This is a genomic window from Dictyobacter vulcani, assembly GCF_008974265.1.
Lineage (GTDB): Bacteria > Chloroflexota > Ktedonobacteria > Ktedonobacterales > Ktedonobacteraceae > Dictyobacter > Dictyobacter vulcani.
Map to the genome: position 1 here is coordinate 2550681 of NZ_BKZW01000001.1, position 20169 is coordinate 2570849.

At 50.6% G+C, this 20169-nt stretch carries 17 protein-coding genes; 9 read left to right on the forward strand and 8 right to left on the reverse strand.

The window, feature by feature from the left end; all coding sequences use genetic code 11:
- Positions 1 to 1120: 1120 nt before the first annotated feature.
- The 5 genes from KDW_RS10705 to KDW_RS10720 all read left to right on the forward strand — a co-directional run bounded on the left by KDW_RS10705 (position 1121) and on the right by KDW_RS10720 (position 3249).
- A complete protein-coding gene (locus KDW_RS10705) occupies positions 1121 to 1402 on the forward strand; it encodes a hypothetical protein (RefSeq protein ID WP_151755934.1) in 282 nt (93 codons plus the stop codon).
- A gap of 11 nt (positions 1403 to 1413) precedes the next feature.
- A complete protein-coding gene (locus KDW_RS31655) occupies positions 1414 to 1566 on the forward strand; it encodes a hypothetical protein (RefSeq protein ID WP_162005130.1) in 153 nt (50 codons plus the stop codon).
- Between the two features lie 761 nt (positions 1567 to 2327).
- Positions 2328 to 2540: a hypothetical protein gene (locus KDW_RS10710; protein WP_151755935.1), complete on the forward strand. Its 213-nt coding sequence runs from the start codon at positions 2328 to 2330 to the stop codon at positions 2538 to 2540.
- Between the two features lie 29 nt (positions 2541 to 2569).
- The gene (locus tag KDW_RS10715; RefSeq protein WP_151755936.1) at positions 2570 to 2812 is read left to right on the forward strand and encodes a hypothetical protein; all 243 of its coding nucleotides are present in this window, start codon (positions 2570 to 2572) and stop codon (positions 2810 to 2812) included.
- Positions 2813 to 2844: 32 nt separating this feature from the next.
- The gene (locus KDW_RS10720) at positions 2845 to 3249 is read left to right on the forward strand and encodes a hypothetical protein (protein WP_162005131.1); all 405 of its coding nucleotides are present in this window, start codon (positions 2845 to 2847) and stop codon (positions 3247 to 3249) included.
- A gap of 96 nt (positions 3250 to 3345) precedes the next feature.
- Here KDW_RS10720 and KDW_RS10725 read toward each other — a convergent pair whose 3' ends face one another.
- A complete protein-coding gene (locus KDW_RS10725) occupies positions 3346 to 3753 on the reverse strand; it encodes a hypothetical protein (RefSeq protein WP_151755938.1) in 408 nt (135 codons plus the stop codon).
- A gap of 729 nt (positions 3754 to 4482) precedes the next feature.
- Between KDW_RS10725 and KDW_RS10730 the strand changes: the two genes are divergently transcribed.
- A complete protein-coding gene (locus KDW_RS10730) occupies positions 4483 to 4959 on the forward strand; it encodes an Hsp20/alpha crystallin family protein (protein ID WP_151755939.1) in 477 nt (158 codons plus the stop codon).
- 30 nt (positions 4960 to 4989) lie between these two features.
- On the forward strand, positions 4990 to 7791 hold the full coding sequence (lon, locus tag KDW_RS10735; protein WP_233097670.1) for an endopeptidase La: 2802 nt from the start codon (positions 4990 to 4992) through the stop codon (positions 7789 to 7791).
- Between the two features lie 132 nt (positions 7792 to 7923).
- Here lon and radC read toward each other — a convergent pair whose 3' ends face one another.
- The gene (radC, locus tag KDW_RS10740; RefSeq protein WP_151755940.1) at positions 7924 to 8736 is read right to left on the reverse strand and encodes a RadC family protein; all 813 of its coding nucleotides are present in this window, start codon (positions 8734 to 8736) and stop codon (positions 7924 to 7926) included.
- 323 nt (positions 8737 to 9059) lie between these two features.
- Here radC and KDW_RS10745 point away from each other — a divergent pair, with 323 nt between their 5' ends.
- Complete coding sequence (locus KDW_RS10745; protein ID WP_151755941.1) at positions 9060 to 9896, forward strand: hypothetical protein; 837 nt, start codon at positions 9060 to 9062, stop codon at positions 9894 to 9896.
- A gap of 379 nt (positions 9897 to 10275) precedes the next feature.
- Positions 10276 to 11031, forward strand: coding sequence for a hypothetical protein (locus KDW_RS10750; RefSeq protein WP_151755942.1), 756 nt, complete (start codon positions 10276 to 10278; stop codon positions 11029 to 11031).
- Between the two features lie 182 nt (positions 11032 to 11213).
- On the opposite strand, the gene KDW_RS10755 is transcribed toward KDW_RS10750, so the two are convergent.
- The 6 genes from KDW_RS10755 to KDW_RS10780 form a co-directional block, all read right to left on the reverse strand.
- The gene (locus KDW_RS10755; RefSeq protein ID WP_151755943.1) at positions 11214 to 12371 is read right to left on the reverse strand and encodes a hypothetical protein; all 1158 of its coding nucleotides are present in this window, start codon (positions 12369 to 12371) and stop codon (positions 11214 to 11216) included.
- 12 nt (positions 12372 to 12383) lie between these two features.
- Positions 12384 to 14873, reverse strand: a complete 2490-nt coding sequence (locus KDW_RS10760; protein ID WP_151755944.1) for an MFS transporter — start codon at positions 14871 to 14873, stop codon at positions 12384 to 12386.
- A gap of 291 nt (positions 14874 to 15164) precedes the next feature.
- Positions 15165 to 16505: an amylo-alpha-1,6-glucosidase gene (locus KDW_RS10765; protein WP_151755945.1), complete on the reverse strand. Its 1341-nt coding sequence runs from the start codon at positions 16503 to 16505 to the stop codon at positions 15165 to 15167.
- A 242-nt stretch (positions 16506 to 16747) separates the two neighbouring features.
- Entirely contained in the window at positions 16748 to 17632 is an 885-nt protein-coding gene (locus tag KDW_RS10770; protein WP_151755946.1) for a carbohydrate ABC transporter permease, read from the reverse strand.
- A gap of 20 nt (positions 17633 to 17652) precedes the next feature.
- On the reverse strand, positions 17653 to 18621 hold the full coding sequence (locus tag KDW_RS10775) for a carbohydrate ABC transporter permease (protein WP_162005132.1): 969 nt from the start codon (positions 18619 to 18621) through the stop codon (positions 17653 to 17655).
- A gap of 119 nt (positions 18622 to 18740) precedes the next feature.
- Positions 18741 to 20129 (reverse strand): ABC transporter substrate-binding protein, encoded by a 1389-nt coding sequence (locus KDW_RS10780; protein ID WP_151755948.1) that lies wholly within the window; start codon positions 20127 to 20129, stop codon positions 18741 to 18743.
- Positions 20130 to 20169: the final 40 nt, after the last annotated feature.

Sequence of the window (20169 nt, forward strand, 5' to 3'; positions counted from 1 at the left end):
TATAGAGTGTGAAGATATGGCGTCGCATGATCAAGCTCTGATGCTGATGAATGAACAGCAAGGCATCAGAGTCATGAGTTTGAGATGGATCAGACGGAGAAGGATTTATAATATAGGTGACTCTAAGCTCAATTTCTATTTAGTCCCCATAGGGCGGAGAAGTTTCGGTCAGGAATAACCTTGTCCCCCCTGCTCGAATGAGGCCGGTTCCACTTTTAATGGTGAAACGTCGTCACAAGGGGCATGAATGAATTATTTGAAAAAAACTATGAAGAGTTCACGCACACTCGATACCATGTCTTTCGGAAGGTGCCTCGAGGGGAGATGCTGTCGAGGGTAATTGTTAGAAAGTCTTGCCTGCCCCGCATACATACTCGAACGCTGACGTTATTATGTTTGATGTGTTCTTCTTTGCTGAGAATCATGTTTACGGTCTGAGGCAGCGGCTATATTAAAGTACTCCTATTAGATTCCCCGGTTGAAATCTATTTGTATAGGCACGCAGCAAAAAATGCTCTCCACCGCCTTCGGCGGAGGGGGTAGGGAGGAGAGATTTGGGGACACCCCAAACCCCGGCAGGAGGGGCTAGACGCCCTCCTGCACCACCCCTCTATATACCAGATTTATTCATGAAATGATTATGCGGTGCACAAAAGGGTTTATATGCAGTGGTGTCAAAAAAGGGTTCAAAGAACCCTTTTTTGACACCACTGCATATAAAGAAATATGGGCGCTTTAGGGCCCGAGTGCGGCTGATAGTACGCTCCCTGATAGAGTGGAAATCAAATACCATGCTTATAAGCACCAATATGGACGAGAAATATCGCGAAACACTGTTATGGATGGTGTATATGCACTTTTCTAATTTTTTGCTATAGGGAACACTATTGTGATTTGCTTCATGCCAGGGGCGCAAAAGTCCTATCTCCGGCAGCATCTCTTATAACCATTTGGGTCATTTACAATGCTGGAACACTGTGCTACACTTCCGTTAAGGTTTCAGGCTTAGAGGATTGCCGCCGTCTGCAATAAAAACCACGTTTTTGTTTGTGCGAAACCTTGCAGTCTTGAGGTCCCTGTTTCGATCACTGTTTGCGGTGTCGTCACAAGGAGGTGCTCTATGGCTGGCTGGGAAGATGAATTGTCAGTGTTGTTGAGCGAGTTAGGCGTTAAGCAAGAAGAGCCTCAAACTCATCTGCGACCTGGACGTAAACCCATGCATAGCGATGTTAAGCGGCGAGAACAGTTCACGGACGCACTGCTGTGGGGTAATGGCGACGAGGTCTTGGAAGAAGATGGCGATCCCTGGATTGATGATCTGGATGTGATGCGCCAGGAAGTTGATTCCATCGTCAGCCAGGTTGTGTTGTTGATGCAGCGCGGTGATCTGGATTCGGCCTGAAAGAGGATGTGATGGTGGTGTTGCGCGCTTTACGGCGTCGCATACCTATGAATCAACAGTCAACGACAAGCGATGAGGCCTATCTAGAGTCGGCTTCTGCGATGCTCCACTTCTGTCGTCTGGCCTTGCAATTAAGCGAATTTACCACCGAGGATTTTTCCTGATCCAGAAGTATTGTTGCCCGGATATTTATATAGTACAGTCGAAGCAGTCTGGCTGCTGGCGATTGCCCTCATTACCTCTTCTTTTCACCCCTTGTTTTTCTTCTTTGCGCTCCGATGAATTATTTTAAGAGCTTGTTTTTTCTGATATATCCTGATTTAGCTAGAAGTCTGTCAGACATCATGTGATGGGGAGGCGGCGAGACGGCGAGGCGGGGATGCAAGGGGCGACGAGGCGGGATGCAAGGGCGGCGAGGCGGGGATGCAAGGGGCGGCGAGGCGGGATGCAAGGGGCGGCGAGGCGGGGATGCAAGGGGCGGCGAGGCGGGGATGCAAGGGGCGGCGAGGCGGGGATGCAAGGGGCGGCCGAGCCCTTGACTGGGGGATCGGGGGCTGTGCCCCCGGCATCTCCCCCCCCATCCCGCCCGCGTAGCGGGCGCACAACCCATCAAACGAAGTTTGGCAATGTACTAGATGCATTGTCTATAGTTTGTGCTTTATGGGTTTTAAAGTGCTAAATACATTTCTTTCTTCTTGACATGCTTCGATATAAGCTGACATACTTATGGATAAGTCTCATTGTTTGATTTGGTTTGCGTGGGTGAATGAGAATGAGAAGCTATTTCAGGGTCCCATGTTTTCCAATTTTACCTTTTTCTACATCGAGAGTGCGCAATGAATCGTGTCCTCTACATAAATAGCTTTGCTCTGGAAGGAGGATCTATGAATTCTAATAAAAAAGATATAGTCCAGGCGACGAGTCGTTGGTCCGTGTTGGTGTGTTGTCGGCGAGTGCTCTGGCTCCTATGTTAATCGGTTGTGAACGGATACGCGCCCAGCAGCAGGCCGAGCAGGCTGCTGCCGATATACGTAATGCTGATCGTAAAGAAAATGTGACGACATTTGCCAGTGATGTGCAGTCTGATCTGCAAGATCGCTTGCAGTCTATCGTACGTCCTGAGCGATGTGTTGACTGAATTACAAAAAACACTCTGTTAATCAGGATTTGCTGAAGCGTGGTAATGAGTTGACAGAGGAATTAAAGGAACGTAGTAGCAAGTTTTCGCATGCTGTGGCTGAGCGTAGTGGCGAGGTTTCCCATCAAGTGGCGAAACGGAGCCGCCAGGCGCAAAAGAATATTGCGGACCAGGATCGTAGCTTTTGGATTGCTCTGGGCTTTGGTTTTGGTTTGACGGCTGCCAGTATTGTGACGTTTTTTCTTGATCCGTCGCCGCTTGCAACATGTTGAAGTGGTTGAGGACGAAGTGATCCAATTACCTGTTGATGCCCAGCGTTCTGAGTCCCTGGTTTCTCCAGCGTACGGGTGCGATCTATGCGGTTCCAGCAGGCAGCAATGGGCATGATTCTCGGCCGTTTGATCCTGTGGTAGGGGTTAAAGAGCAGCGAAATGGTCAGGCAGGCAAATCTGTGGCTGAGCTGGCTAAGGATGAAGAAACTACTCCGGTTGGAGCTTCTTTTGTTGGGTTGGCCAGCACAAAACGTTATTATCCAGTTGAGACGCCGCTTGATCAATTGTCTGAGATTGATGGCAAGCCTGTTGATGTCATTTACTTTACTTCAGAGAGTGAGGCTCAGGCGCAGGTTTTACCGCGGCCTCATTGTAATGTCTGTTCTGGAGGCATGACTATCTGGTTGGTATCCTCCACATACATTGAAGACATATAGAGCAATCTTTATAGCGTAGATTGCTTTGTATGTCTTTTTTGTGTGTTTAAGCCAGAGATGATTGATCTCTCTCTAAAAATCTCTATAGTAACTGGATTACTCTTTTCCTCTATATTGTTCCGGAGTTTGCTCTGTCTGGAAGCCTTCGTTGTAGACGCCATGTTGGACAAGATAGTGCAGGAATAAAAGGCGGCGGTCGGCGGTGGATGCCTCTTCTTGCTCGTCTGCGCTTGTGGGTAGTGGCTCTAGTTTACCGGTTTTGGCGGCTGAAATAGCTGGCATGGAGTCGTCTGTCTGTATATTTTGTTCGATGGTGATTGATGTGGTACCTGGTAAGGGGATCGAAGGCGCCACGCCATTAGCGGTTGCGGATCGCATTGAATCAGGTGGGGTATTCCATCTCACACTGGTAGCCGGCTCGGCATAATTCGCACTGGCTGATGTTCTCCAGGGCCACCACGCGAACAGAGAATTCAACCAACGTTTGAACGTTTGCGTGATCATCGTCTTTTTGCCTTCGTTGTGGTAGGAATAACTACTACTATGTAACGAACGTCTGTGGTCGCGCTACAGAAAACTTTCGGTGGCATAAAGGGTAGATAGAAACATAGTAGCATATCAACGTGATCTCGTCAAACGTACTTGCAATTTTATATACGGCGTGCCATAATCAAGGTTGGTAGGCCTTATTGAAGGGTCTTTTGATGTGTTCTCTGGCAACGTTCCATATATATGGAATATGGGACATTTTGTGATGTAGCCTTTTCTGAAATAGTATAGAAAGACAGGTGTCGGACAATGCAGGAAGACGTTCTTGGAACCCGACGAACTGCCGTCACGGAAACCTATGTCACTTGCGCGAGGTGCAGTAAGCAACACGTCTTCGCTATGCTCGCGTGATTGAAAGTGATGTACTATCAGAGGGTAATTCCGAGTATGAATATATCTGCCCGGAATGCCAGAAAGCTCTTGCCTCAGGAGAGAAAGATCTTCCTCTCGGGTAAAGCACAACATCTTTTTCTGTAGCGTCGTTCAGGGCAAAAGGCAGCGGGCATTCTTGATTGTATGCATAGAATATGCTTGGTTCCTTTTGCCTTTTTATATATACACGTCCCCTTCTTCCAATGCTTGTGCTTATCGTGGTAAGCTTTATAAGCCAGTTCTTCGTATATATACAAAGGTAGTAGAGGCCGTGTGGCATCCCTTTAGGTTTTGATGATAGGGGTATAAGCTATGCGCATGCGCTATCGGTATGTGACCTATCGCTATCGCGAGGGTTCGCAAAAGCAACTGGAGCAGCATTATCGTCAGCTTTTAGATGACGCACTTCGACAGAGCCAGCAATCGATTTTACATCAATCAACCACATGGTGCCCGTTAGCCGACATTCTGGAATCGGCTGAGATGATCCGGGTGAAGGTTGAACTGGCTGGCATGCAAGAAGAAGAGATTGAAGTTACCCTTTACGAAGATGCGTTGGTTGTCAGTGGCGAGCGCCGTGATGTCCATGAATCTCAAGAAGGTTTGAGCTATCAAGAGGCGCAGATACGCTATGGCCCCTTCCGGGTAGAAGTTTTTATGCCTAAGCCCGTCGACTGCGAAGCTGTAAGGGCTCGTTATGAAAATGGCATGCTCTCTGTTGATTTACCAAAATTGCCTGCCAAAAAAGTTGAGCAAGCACATATTCAGGGTGTTGTAAAACAAGAGTAAAACTATTCAAAAATACGTAGAGAAGATTTTATGGAAAAAATTACAAATCATCATAAGGCGGATCCGCAAGAGGATGGCGTGCAGGAGTCTCTTCCTGAATTCGAGGACCTGCTTCCTGAGCCTGAGGAGGCCGCCCAGGATCTTTCCGGTGGCACTCAGGCTGATGCAGAAGAAAATCCTGTTTCAGATGATGAGAAAGAAACTCTTGCTGAGGAGCCCGCCAAAGATGCTCCTCTGGCTGTGTCTGATGCAACTGAGACAATTTCCAGTTCCGATGATGCTGAGGCGCCCCTGGAGCGTCTAGAGGATGAGGAGCGTTTGAATATTCCTGAAATTCTACCCATTTTGCCTTTAAAGGATACTGTGATTTATCCTTTCTCGGTGCAGCCTTTTGCGGTAGGACAGGAACGTTATATTCGTTTGATTGATGATGTGATGCGTGGGAATCGCCTGGTTGTGTTGGTGGCGCAGAAGTCGCCGGATATCGATCATGCTGGTCCTGATGACATCTATCGTGTGGGTACTGTGTCTCGCGTTGGTCGTATGTTCCGTATGCCTGATGGAACCGTACAGATTGCGGTTCAGGGCCTGGAGCGTGTCACGATTGATGAGTTTACGCAGGAGAAGCCCTATTTACAGGCGCGTGTGACGGCGAAACCTGATCTTCAGGAAGCCGATACTGAGACTGAGGCAATCAAGCGTAATGTGATTACGTATTTCCAGCGTCTGGTGGCATTGGTTCAGAATGTGCCAGAGGGAGTGGCGGCGGCAACCTTGAATCTTGAGGAGCCACGTCAGGTTGTCTATGTGATCGCGACGTTTGTGCAGATGGAGCTGGAGCTGCGCCAGAAGCTGCTTGAGATTGATTCTGTCCATGAGAAGTTACATCAGCTCAGTAATTTCTTGTCACATGAGCTGGAAATTCTTGAGCTGGGTAAGAAGATTCAAAATAGTGCCCAGGAAGAGATGGGCAAGGTGCAGCGGGAATATCTGTTGCGCGAGCAGTTGAAGGCGATTCAACGCGAACTGGGTGAGGAGAGCGAAGAGCAGGCGACGGTCAACGATCTGCGCAGTAAGCTTGAAGAGGCAAAAATGCCTGAGGAGGCCTATAAAGAGGCTAACCGCGAGCTTTCACGCCTGGAGAAATTGCCTACGGTCTCGCCTGAATATAGTATTATCCGTACCTATGTTGAGTTGCTGGTCTCGTTGCCCTGGAATAAAGGCACGGCTACGCAAATCGATGTTCCTCATGCCCGTGAGGTCCTGGATGAGGATCACTATGATCTTCAGAAGATCAAAGAGCGTATCCTGGAATATCTGGCGGTACGTCGCTTAAAAGAGGATCGCCTCTCCGACAAAATGGCGCGTGAGCGTGAGGAGAAGCAGGCCGAGGGTGAAGAGGAGCTTGAGAATATTACTCCTACCCAGCCGCTCAAGGAGCAGGTGGCGGGTCGCCCATTGAATCGGGAGCCGATTCTGTGTTTTGTGGGACCTCCAGGTGTTGGTAAGACCTCGCTTGGTCAGTCTATTGCGCGTGCCTTAGGCCGTAAGTTTGCGCGTATGTCCCTGGGTGGTATTCGCGATGAGGCTGAGATTCGTGGCCATCGCCGTACCTATATTGGTGCTATGCCTGGCCGTATCATTCAGACCTTGCGTCGTCTGGAGGCCAATGATCCGGTGATTATGCTGGATGAGGTGGATAAGGTTGGCGCGGACTGGCGGGGTGATCCTTCCTCTGCCTTGCTTGAGGTGTTGGATCCTGAGCAGAACTACAATTTCCGCGATAACTACCTGGATCTGTCCTTTGACCTTTCTAAGGTGATGTTTATCGCTACCGCGAATGCGCTGGAACCGATTCCCGCACCTCTACGTGATCGCATGGAGATCCTTGAGTTGTCCGGTTATACGGAAGAGCAGAAGCTGCATATTGCCCGTAACTATCTGCTCCCCAAGCAGGTCGAGGCCAATGGTCTGAAAGAAGATGAATTGACTCTTGACGATGAAGCGTTACGGCGGGTGGCACGCGATTACACGCGTGAGGCTGGTGTGCGTAATCTGGAGCGCCAGGTGGGCTCACTGTGCCGTAAAGTCGCGCGTCAGGTCTCTGAGGGCCTGGAAACGCCAATCCATGTGACCGGGGACAAGGTTACCGAGTACCTGGGTCGCCAGCGCTACTTTGATGAGGCGGTTGAGCGCATCGATCGTCCTGGCATCGCGACCGGTATGGCCTGGACACCTGTTGGTGGCGAGATCATGTTTATTGAGGCCGCGACCATGCCTGGTAAAGAAGAGCGCTTGATCCTGACGGGACAACTGGGCGATGTGATGAAGGAGTCGGCGATGGCCGCTCTCAGCTATGTGCGTTCAAATGCCGCTGCCCTTGATCTGCCGAAGAATGTCTTTGAAGGTCAAAATGTCCATATCCATGTGCCCGCTGGAGCTATCCCCAAGGATGGACCATCAGCAGGCGTGACCATGGTCACGGTCCTGGTCTCGCTGGCAAGTGGACGCAAGGTACGTTCAGACCTGGCCATGACTGGTGAGATGACCCTGCGTGGTAAAGTGATGCCGATCGGTGGCGTCAAGGAGAAAGTCCTGGCCGCCTATCGCTCAGGAATCCGCACGGTGATCCTTCCCGCCAAAAACGAAGCCGAGTTTATGGAGGATATTCCTAACGAACTACGTGAGCAGATGCATTTCACATTTGCCACCGATATTCGCCAGGTCCTCGATACGGCTTTAGAGCCTGAAGAAGAACACGATGCCAATGGCGATAGCCATCATCGTAAACGCAAAGGCGAGAAAAGCGAAAAAGCTATCGCCAAAGCATAAACTTCTAAACTTTTAAAATTTACGCGCGGATGCCAGTTCCAGCTGGCTAGTCCGATCGAGAGAGAATGCGAACTTTTGCATTCTCTCTTTTTTTTTATATGGCTGATATGTATGTTTCTGGCTGGTAGGTAATTACCAGTGCAGTTGTTCTTTCAGGCTGATATAGCGGGGATTGCCGATGATGATGTGGTCGAGCAGCTCGATGTCGAGGATCTTGCCCGCCTCGACGAGTTGATTGGTTACTTCTATGTCTTCACGCGATGGTGTGGGATCGCCGCTGGGATGATTATGGGTGACGATGAGGCGTGGACAGTTGCGGGTGATGGCAGGACGCATGATCTCGGCGATACGTAGGACCGAGCTATTAACTGTGCCTTTGTAGCGCTTGACGCATTCGATGACCTGATTTTTGGTATCTAGCAGGATAATGTGCATCTCCTCGTGATCCAGATACATAAGCTCTAAGCGCACCAGGCGGGCGGCATCGTCGGCCGACTTTATTTGGTAGCGCTTCTCCGTTGGCAGCATGCTCAGGCGCTTCCCGATCTCCAGCGCCGCCTTAAGTTGTGAGGTCTTCGCAGCTCCGATACCGTGCTCATTGCTTAACTCATGGAAATCGGCGCTCATCAAGCCAGAGAGGCCGCCGTATTTTGTCAGCAGTTTAGCCGCTAGCTCGATGACATTCTCACGCTGGGTGCCGGTACGTAGAATAATGGCCAGTAGATCGGCGGTGCTGAGCATCTCGGCACCATTTTTCTGCAAACGCTCACGGGGACGGTCATTGGCGGGTAGATCATGGACGGTCGCATGATATTCTGGTTTAGGGGTGGCCGGTGGCGGTAGTGTCTTTTCTGCTGGCGTACTCTCTATATCTAGTGGGGACAGTGGTAGTTCAGGCAATTCATCATCCACATCATCTTGTAAAGCAGCTAGATTAATCGTCATCGTGATCTCTGCTCCTTCTTCCTCTACACTTTCAACACAACTTTCACCTCCTCACAATAACGCGCCCGACCACACGCTGTAAATAGGCAAAATAGGAAGCGGCCTCTCTTCAATCGAGGATATTTGTTCACGTTTCCTTGACATCCGCGCTAATAAATAATGATATCTATGTATCTTCGATGATTATCCTATCGTGTTATAAAAGGATTTAATTGCTGTTTTAATACTAAAAACAAAACAGGTGATATATGTTTTCAAGATCGCGTAACACTATTCCTCCATCCTCGCTTACAACTCCTATCACTAAAAATCGTGGAATTAGATTGTTAGCAGGTAATTTTGTTAGCTGTTTATCGGTGACTATTCTCAATAGTTATATTGCGGTCAACTATATGCGTATAGAACATCGTCAGCTTCAGGCTTTTGGTATAGCTGCTCTGCCGAATGTTGCACTTGCTGGTATGTTTAGTGTCTATTGTATCTGGTTAGCCAGCTGCTTGTTTTTATTGATACGTCAGGATCGTCGTCGCCACAGTGCTGCTACCGGGAATTCAGCGTTGTTGGCTATTTCTCAACCGCCGCCAGATGAAACATTGTATCGTGTGCCCATTATGATTGATCAAAAAATCAATTGGTCTGGCTATATTAAATTTGCTCTGATCATATGTATTATCTTGCTTTTAATGTATTTTATTGCGGCTCTGATTGAGTACAGTATATGGAAGACAATTTTTATTAATGAAATCAGTATTGCCATGTATTTTGTCGTGATCGCGATCTTTTTGATTGCGCTGGCCTTTGTCGCCAGGTCCTATGCCAAAGTACAGCTTATTGTTGCTGATACAGGCTTGATTAAAAAGTCTTCACGTGGCGATCAGTTTATGTCCTGGAATGAGGTACGCCTGTTTGCTATCGATGCCGTTGAGGGTGGTAAGGATGTGATGACAAACTTTCAGACGAGCTATCATCATATGCCGACGTTGTTTGAGGTGTCGAGCGCTAAGGATATGCTGCAATGGCGCTTTCTGCGGCCGCCACGCTGGTATGAAATAGCCTTTGCACAGCCGGTCATGGGTTATGTGGTCTATGAGCAGCAGATGCAAACATTGCTGGCGATTATTGCTACCAAAACAAAGCAGCCTCTGTATGATTTGCGGTAGGTTCGATCCTTGAGGTCGATTTCCTCCCCCCTCATTGATCTTGCCCCGAAAGAGACCGCTTCCCATTTTCTTGCTCACGTTGGGGCGGCGTTGGCGTGATGGCACCAATCGACCACGAGGGTCGAACCTACGCGTTTCACCTCTCTTGACCCTTCTCGGTTTAAGGCCATGCCACCATTTCGCTCGGACGAGAACAGGTAGGTTCTGCCCTTGAGGTTAATTGGTTCGCTGCCGGTACGAGGATTGATGAGGGTCGTTTTATTGGCGGCTTATAGTGAAAAAAGAATTACTGAATAGGATAGGATAGGATCAGCAATGACACGCTATGTCGCGGGGGGCGTTTGCCTGACGTTGATAAAGAGTAGAGGAGAGTATCAGTATGATCAAATATCTCTGGCTGAGAAACAAGCTATTGCGCCTACTTCTATTGTTTGGGATGCTTGTGGGTCTGCTTGTGACCTTGAGTGGGATCAGTATAAGCTATGCCCACGGCCATGCTGGCATTTCGGTGGCCGTATGTGATCAGGCGCATCTACAAAGCGCCATTACCAGTGCCACTGCTAAGGATACAATTACGTTTCAATGTAGTGGGACTATTACCCTTACTAATACTCTGGCGATTACCAAAGATCTGACGCTGGCCGCAGGTAGTGGACAAACGGTTACGCTGGATGGTAATAATACCATTCAAGTTTTGTTGGTCGGTGCTGATGTACACTTGATACTTAATAGAGTCAATATTGCTCATGGCAAGTCTGCCTCTTCTGATGGTGGTGGATTGGTGAACTATGGTGTGGTGGATCTCTCTCATAGCATCCTCATGAATAATTTTGCTATTCATGGCGGTGCCATCTGGAATGCAGATACAGGTAGGGTAAATGTCAGCAATAGCACTTTTATGAACAATTCAGCTACCCGCGGTGCTGACATCTATAATGATGGGGGTATGATTTCCGTCAGCAATTGCACCATTCGCAATAAATCCGGCCATGGCACCGATGGCGATTTCTATAATGATGGTGGTACGGTGGATTCTAGCAACGGAGGTGGCATGAATAGTTCTAGTATCACTCATGACGATGATGCTGATAATTCTGATGATGTACAGCCAACGCCAAAGGCCACCAGGCACTAGCAGGCTACTGACAAACTTCCTTCATGGCCATCACGCCCATGGACATTCCTCACAAGGGGAAGGATCAGCACCTTCGAACTCACCATCTACCTATCCTGGTCTCCCAAATACGGGGAGTGATCCACGGTAGAATGGCTAAGACCTGTTACGAAGAGACATGCAAGCTTCGTAACAGGTTTTGTTTAGTTAATAGTGGCGGAACCAGTTAAAAGGAGGCTATCGGCGGCGGCGCAGGGTATTTTTGTATCAGGACCCATGCGAGCGCTGTCGATGGTTAATCCGTTGTTGATGGCATTGCCAATCTGACTGTTGAGGGCTTGCTCGATCTGCTGGTTATAGTTGTCGGCATTGAAGGTGAAGATCAGTATGTTCAGTCTGGTCTGGTCTACATGCAGCCGTAGTTTGCCGCCTGTGGCCTGGGGCGAGATGGTGGTGGTGGCTGTTCCGAGTTTGAGCATCGGCGTACCAAAGACCAGGCTGATGATATCTGCTGTCACGATCAGTTTGCCATTCTGTGCACTGAGCTTGATGTTTTTTGCGGTCATATTGTTGTTGATGGGCAGTTCAGTGATGCCTGCGGCGATCGTAGCGAGTGAGGCAAAGGGGACTTCGACATAGAGCGGTACGGCCTGCGCTGCTATGCTGGCACTGCTTTGCAGGTGCATCCTGGCGCTTGTTACGGGCTGGGTGAAACTTGCCATGGCAATTGGATCGTTGCCAGATACACTCCCCTGGGACTTATTGGCCGCATCCATGGGAATCTGTAGCCCCATCTCCAGGTTGGCGGACCCACAGTTGGTGATACTCTGGACACTGGTCAGTTTCCCGATGGGGACCTGCAAGGTGGTCAGTGGTCCGGTCATCAAGGGGGTACTGCCTGGCAGGGCGGCACCGTTGACCTGAATGGTGGTGTCATTGAGGATGCTGAAGGTGACCAGCATATGGGATGTGGTCGGTTGGGGATCGCCTGGATAGAGGGTGAGGGTCATGCCTGCGTTGAAACCATTGGCTTGTGGCTTGAGATCAGTGAGCGTTACTGCAGGACTGATCAGGGTGTTGGCGATCTTGTTGATCCAGTCCTGATCACCGCCTGGCGAATTATGCACGATAGTGTTGACGGTGTCCGCTGTGATTTTCGGCACCTGTTGATTAATACTCTCCTGGAAGCGTTGCCGTAAAACATCCTGGGTCAGATAAACTTTAGTATCCAGCATCTTGCCTGCCAGGGATTGCTGGTCCTTTGTCGGGGCCGCATTCACTGGAGCTGCCATGCCAATCACCAGCAAGGCCAGGAGCAGTACCCAACCAATCTGGATGGCGCGTGTCGTACGTCGTTTCATCTTCCCTCGATCCTATTTATGGAATAACTTTTTAAAATCCAGTGTCGTATTAAAACAGATTGGCGACGGCAGCGATTGGGCCGAGATGCCCTGGATTGTTGTTGCTTCTATCTGTAAGACGAACTCTATTGCACCTTTGCTACAAACAATGTGTTTACTGGTGTGAATGGAGATGATTTTGATGTCTTTCAGTTGTTGGTGAATGGCTGGCATCACATCGACTAACAGCATCTGGTTGAGGGCTGTCTGCATACCCTGTGCCACCGTTGGTCCGGCGTCCAGTCCGTCGCGCTTGACCCGCTGGATTGCAAGCTGCATATTCTGTTTTTTATCCAGATACATGCTACTATCGAGCTCGATAGGCAGGGTACGCTGGATGCCATGTAGATTAATCACCAGATCAAACGTAATCAGCAGCCGATCGTTTTCCGCTGGCGTTACTACCAGATGCTTTAGGAATTTTTGTTGCTGGCCCAGTTGGCTGGCAAAAATCGATGTTAATGCTGTCTGGTTAAGGGCCAGATCAATTTTACGGGGCGCACCCGCCAGATCAGTACTCTGCCCTGATTTTGTACTGGCGCTATTGATGATCAGATAGGTGGCCAGGCCGCTGCTAAGCACTAACATGATCGCTAATAGGATGGTAATCACGTTGCGCTTCGGGGCGGCTGATGGTGCGCGCTGCACAATGGGTACCGTGGGCAGTTGATCGATGTCTGATGCCTGTATCCCGACCGGGAGCGCACGGCCCCAGAGGAAGAGGGCCGGCACGATGGCGAGCAGACAGAGGATCGCTGAGATAAAGAAGACGGTGCAGTAGACGGTATGGGCGGCTCCGATCAGGTAGCTGGCATAGGCGCTTAATGGATTGCCGCTACTGGCTTCCGGGGAGGTCGGGAACGCCAGTGAGAGCTGGCGGAAGTAGGCCAGCGCCCATGAGGTCAGGGCGGCCAGGCCAAAGATCATCCCGACCATTCGTAAGGCCGTCACAATCGAGGAACTCATGCCGACCTGCGTGGTGCGCACCGCATTGATGGCGGTAGTCCCGATCGGTGCCACCACCAGGCCAAAGCCGAATCCTGCTGTGACGGTGGCCGCTGTCATCAGGTTCCAATCAGCATGGATCGGCCAGCGACTCATCAGGTAAAAGCCAATCGCGGTAAAGACGAGACCAATAATGGCGGTGAGGCGGCAGGTAATACGGTGACTGAGCCAGCCGCCCAGCAAGGCTCCAATCGGTATCATCACCGTCAGGCGCAGCAGGGCCAGACCACTATCCAGCACCGAACTCTGCAGGACGGTATCCACAAAGATCGGAATATCGGCCATGGCGATAATCAGAGCGGCCCCGACCAGCAAACTCACCAGCGCTGCGGCACTAAACTGGAAATGCTTGAAAAGCTGCAGGTCTACCACTGGCCAGCGTACTTTGCGCTCAACCAGAATAAAGGCCAGCAGAAAAACCACGGCTAAAACCAGGGACAGTGGATTATTCTGGGGTGTGACTGCGCTGGCTGCGCCAGGTCCCAATGACGTGCCTTGCTGGGCCAGTCCCAGGCTCAAGCAGGTTAACGCCAGGGCGATAAAAAGCGCCCCCAGCCAATCTATGCCCTCGGGCAGGCGCTTCCCTCGCGGAATAAAGATCCAGGCCCCGACAAATAACGCGATCACCAGCGGCACATTGAGATAAAAGATATATTGCCAGCCCAGGTGCTCAACAATCAAAGCCCCATATAAAGGACCAATCGCGCCGCCGGCTTCCGTGACGGCTCCAATCACACCCAGAGCCAGCGCGCGCTTCTTCAGGGTATAGACATCACTGGCAATCGCCATCGCCACCGGCACCAGCGCGCCGCCACCAATAGCTTGCAGCACCCGCGCACCAATCAGCCAGATAAGTCCTGGTGAGGATGTATCAATATGCAAGGCTCCCAGAAATTGCAGCGAAACATGCGTTCCCAGGATTGGTGCCAGGCCACAGAGAATCGAGCCCACACCAAAGATCAGCAGGCAGAGGAGAAAGATACGGCGCCGCCCATAAATATCCGAGACGCGACCCATCAATGGCATCGCCACCACAAAACCCAGCAGATAGGCACTGATAATCCAGGCCGCATGATCCAACTGCGTCAATGGAATCTGCAGATCAGTAATCACCTGGGGCAGGGCCGTCACCACCACCGTTTGATCCAGGGCCGTCAGGAAGACGCCGATACAGGCCACAATAATTGCCGCCCTGGCACCGCGCGTCGCTTTCTGGTCCGCTACCGCTGGTGTATGGCCAGGCAAGGTAGGGAGATCTTCCAGTGTTGGATCATCTGCCAGGGTCCTGGTTTTGCGAGCCGGCTCAGGCACCATCACTGCATTCTCCGGCAGGACTTTCGTTTTGTGATCTATTTCTGGCTCCATGAGCTCTCTATCTGACTCAGTTTGATCTGAAGGAGTATATAGTGTGCGCTGATAACGTGAGGACGTTTCATTATCGTCTTCAAATGTATACATTCTTCCCCCATGCGCAATGAGACATCAACCGACTGCCAGTGACTTCTCTCTAGTATAGTGCATAGAAGCATAACAGTCGATCTACATAGGAATCTGGTGATAAGTTCGCTGGTGGCTCATTTCTAAACAATCAACGACTCCGTATCTCTCTTTCGGGGATCAACAGTACATTTTGCGAATGGTATGTTCTTTTTTTAATGAGTTGTGATGAAAAAGAAAGATGCAGCAAGGTCTGATCCATTTTGCTGCATCTTCCTATGTTTATGTGCTGGATATCCCACAAGCTCAGGGCTAGAAGAACAGGGAAACCATGTACAGGATGGCGGCGGCAGTCCAGGCCTGTACGTTGCAGGCCTGTCGGTAATCGACGAGGGCCCATAACTGCTGGATCTGTGGTGCGCGGATCACCTGGGATGGGAGTACCATGTATAGCTCGACGGGATTATCGATGGTTGCCAGCGCCTGCAAGACGGCTTGCGCGATGGTGCGCGCCTGCTCATCGAAGCCGTAGTTCTCCATGCCGGCGGCAATGACTGCGTTATCGAACGGCCATACGGTTCCGCGATGATAGTTAAATGGATCATAACAATACGCCTGGTCGGAGAGTGTGCGTATCCCCCAGGGGGTCAACATATCTGCTCTCATCAGGCGTTCGCTGATCTGACTTGCCTGCTGATCATTTACTGCGCGGCTCCAGAGTAGATGGCCAGCATTCGATGATACCAGTGGGATCGTCTGTTTCCGGCCATCCATGGCCATGGCGGGAATCTGTTCCTCGTGCATCCAGAACGCAGCCAATCCCTGGCGCAAGCTGTTCATGCGCTGCTCAATTTGCTGCTGCAGGTGCGCGTCCAGGCGCCCCAGTTTCGTTGCCAGGGTGAGGTAGGAGTCGTATGCATCCAGTGCGTAGCCCTGTACTTCGATCCAGGCTAACGGATGATGTAATGACAGGTCATCAGGTGTTAAGACCGAGTCGCTGCTGTCCTTCCAGACCTGGTTTGGTAAGCCATAGCCACCTGGATTGCGGCGTGCATATTCAACCAGGCCATCCTGATCCAGATCTGACCAGCTCAACATCCAGAGCAGGGCGGCGTGAATATGCGGCCAGAGTTTTTCGAGCAGGGCCTGATCATTAAAATAGTCATCAACCTGGGCGATTGTAGAGACAAAGAGGAATGTAGCGTCGAAGGCTCCGTAGTAGCGGCCGTTGCCATCGACGACGGGCCAGTGGGCCTGCACCATATTCGGGGGCACTGGCTCCCAATATTCATGCACAATCCGGCCTGGCTGTTCCTCGTTGGCATCATTGACCTGCTGCCCTTGCAATTGTGCCAGGCCAAGCAGGACATTGCTGGCCAGTTCGTGCAGCCAGTTATGGTATGAGCTAAACGCGTCTCTATCCTGCAACTCGCTGGTCTGAAAGCGCCTGGCCGCCTTGAGTGCGAGCTTCACCGTCCACAGGGAGTCGCGACCAAAAATAGCATGGAAGTGGTCGCTTTGTCCGCTTGCCATCAGACCCAGAGGATTCTGCAATTCCTGTAACGCCTCTACGGCTTTGCGCCAGAATTCTACCAGGATATCCTGCTCAAAAGCAGGGGCGGCCACCACCGCTTGTTCTGTAACTTCCTTCATATGTATATCTGTGCTCGCTTCCTGCGCACAATGATTTTCGTCAAAAGATCATTATCCGTTCAACCAGAGAGTAGCACGCATCCTTTCTATCGATGAAACCTCTGTGTGTTTTGCCATCTTCAGTGGCAAGAAAAGGGTGAGTGAAAGTGGGGAAATTGCTTGTGCTCTTATCATCCAGCCCTGCTCCGGGCAAGGCATTTGCAGTCCTGCCCGGATGTTCAGGGGATAACACTGTTGAAAGGTTAGCCTTTCACACCAGATGCTACCGCGCCTTCGATGAAGTAGCGCTGGAAAATAAAGAAGAGTATCAAGATCGGAATAGTATTAAACATAGAGCCGGCCAGCAACAGGTTGTACTGTGTATAGTAGGTACTCTTGAAGAAGAAGAGTCCCAGTGGCAGGGTATACATATTCTGCGTTCCCATGGCTACCAACGGCCACTGGAAGTCGTTCCAGGCGCCCTGGAAGGTCAGGATCACGACGGCTGTCAGGGCAGGTTTTACCTGTGGCAGAATGATCTGATAGAAGGTGCGCCAGCGTGTGGCTCCATCAATGCGTGCCGATTCCTCAAGCTCTTTAGGGAGAATCTTCATAAACTGCACCATGATGAAGACCGAGAATGGCTGTGCCATGGCTGGCAGGATCAATGCCCAGTACGTGTTGGCCAGGTGAAAGTTATTGACGATCAGAAATTTTGGAATCAAGGTAATGGCCGAAGGGATCATCATCACGGCCAGGGTAAACGTAAAGACCAGATTCTTACCAGGAAAATCCATGCGGCCCAGTGCGTAGCCTGCCATGGCCGAAAAAAGCATATTGAGTAGCGTTGCCGCACCCGCATAGACGACGGAATTAAACATCCAGCGCAAGAACAGTGGATTGCCAAAGATGAGCTGATAGTTACTCCAGACAAATGGATTGGGAATCAGTGTCGGTGGAAAGGCCAGTACATCTCCCATGGTCTTAAAGGACGAGATAAATGTAAAGACCAATGGACCGACAGAGGTAATTACGAACAGGATCAGGAACGCATAAATCACGATCCTTACCCATGAGGCCGGTCGTTTTGCTGGCTTTGTTTGTTGCGGCCGGGCTGGTTGTATCGAACTCGATGTTAGCTGTGCCATAAACTTCTCCTCTACCTGATTTACTGCCGTGAGCCCGTATCGATGAAACGGCGCTGAAGAATTGTCACCATAAAAATGAGGATGAAAAGAATCACCGACATTGCAGCGGCCTGCCCGAAGCCACCGTTGAGGAATGCTTCGTTATAGATCTCCAACATAGGTGTCAGGGTCGAGTTTAGTGGCTGGCCGTTGGTCATAAATTTGGCCTGGTCAAACATCTGGAAGGCACCGATGGTACCGAGCGCTACGACCAGGAAGATCGTTGGGCGCAGCAGAGGCAGGGTGATATACCAGAACGACTGGAATCTACCGGCGCCATCCACCTCTGCGGCCTCCAGCACATCTGTTGGGAGATCCTGCAGGGCGGCCAGGAAGTAGATCATAAACATAGCCGCCGTACTCCAGACATTGAGGAGCATCAGTGCGGGCAAGGCCCAGAAAACATCGTTCAGCCAGTCCGGTCCATGGACGCCAACCAGTGAGAGCAGGAAGTTGATAACTCCCTCCGAGTTATAGAGCCAGAGGAAGATCAATGAGGTCGCGACCGAAGACGTGACCGCCGGCACATAGAACATCGTCCGGAACGTGCCCCGGCCTCGCTTAATAGAATGCAATAACAGCGCCATCACCAGGGCGAGGATCGTTTGAAAGATCACGACAAAGACCGTGAATTTCAGGATATTCCCCATCGAGGTCCAGAAATCGCTCAGGCCTGGATTAGCGAGCTGGCTGAACAGCTGGATGTAGTTCTTGAAGCCCACGAAGGTAGGGCCAGTAAAGCCCATGTCGATGCGGAAAAAGCTGAGTCCAATCCCATAGATTGAGACAAAGAGAGAAAATACAAGCAGGACGAAGAGATAGGGGGCCAGGAAGAGGTAGGCAGCGATAGTCTCTGAACGCTTTTTCGCCATGGCTTTGTGTGCCGGCTTCAGTCGCGGTCCCGGTTGATCCGTCAGAGTGCTTAAAGGCCTTGCGGGTTGGGTGGCCATTGGCATTCTCCTTTTACTAGTTTATGGTAGGTCTATGAAGCTGTCTCTTGCGGCACACCTCGCCAGGCATGCCTGGCGAGGTGTGTGCGCGTAAGCGTATCCGGTGAACCGATTACAATTTACCCGTTTTGCAACTGGCTATTGATTCTGGTTGCGGCATCATCGAGGGCTGCCTGAGAAGTCTGTTTGTTGAGCACGACCGCATCGATCGCATTGGAGAGATCGGTGTGGATCGTAGCATCCTGTGGACCATAGTAGTCTGCATAGCTGTATGATGCAGCATCGAAGAGTACTTTCACATCAGGATGTGAAGTGAAGTATGGTGCATTGGCCAGGCTCTTCAAGGCTGGCAGTGCGAAACCTGCGTTCAACTGACTTTCCTGAACGGTTGAGCCGGTCATGTACTTGATCAGTTCCCAGCTTGCCTCTGCATGCTTGGTGCTGGCAGATGCTGCCCAGGCATTGGTGAAGGTCAGATTCGCCTGTTTGCCACTGTTAGAAGTTGGCATAGGAGCGATACCATACTGAGTATTCGCGTAGGTTGAATGCAGGTATGGGATCAACCAGCCGCCTTCAATAACCATGGCAGCTCTTTCTTTACCGAAGGCATCACCGCTATAGGAGGCACCAACGGTTGTGGGCAGAATACCAGTTTTGTTTTTGAAGAAGCTATTATAATAATCCAGCGCCTGGACCCCGGCAGGATTGTTGAAGGTAGCCTTTGTGCCATCTTTACTCAGCACGCTACCGCCATTGGCCAGCAGGAATGCGCCCCAGCGTGACATGTCGGCAGGCAGGGTAATACCGTACGTAGCATTAGACTGGCCAGCGTTTTTGGTCAGCTTCTGTGCATCCTTCTGCATGTCACTCCATGTCCAACCAGCGGCCGGAGCGGTGACGCCAGCGTCTTTAAACAATTTCTTGTTATAGAAGACACCCAGGCTATTCCAGTCTTTTGGCAGGCCATAGACCTGTCCGCTTGTGCAGGTGAATGGATTGATAAGTGCTGAATAATAGTCTTCGGCTTTGACCCCACCCTTGGCCATATATGGCGAGAGATTGAGCAATTTGCCAGCGCTAATGTACGAGCTGGACATTGATGGCTGCAAGTAGAACACGTCTGCGACATTGTTACTGGCAACGTTAGCACGCATCTTGGTTGGATAGTCACCGGTGATCGGAGACCATTTGAGTTTGATATTCGGATGCGAAGCTTCAAAGCTCTGCAGATTTTTCTGGACCAGTGCATCCTCAGCGGGAGTTGAAGTCCAGCCCGATACTGTCAGCGTTACTGTATCCTTCTCTGGATCAGCGGCGGTTGTATTTGTGCTGCCGGGACAATTAATATAATGGTTACCGCTGGCAATACCTTGCTGGCTAACACCATTATTGCCATTGCTACCATTGCTACCAGTGCTACCTCCATTATCGCTCGCTCCACCACACGCGGCCAGCAGCAGCGCGAGGATTAAAAAGAACGGGCTAAAGGTTGCGAACTTTCGTCTCATAAAGATCCTCCTGAACATAGCTCAACAGTGAGCTATCATC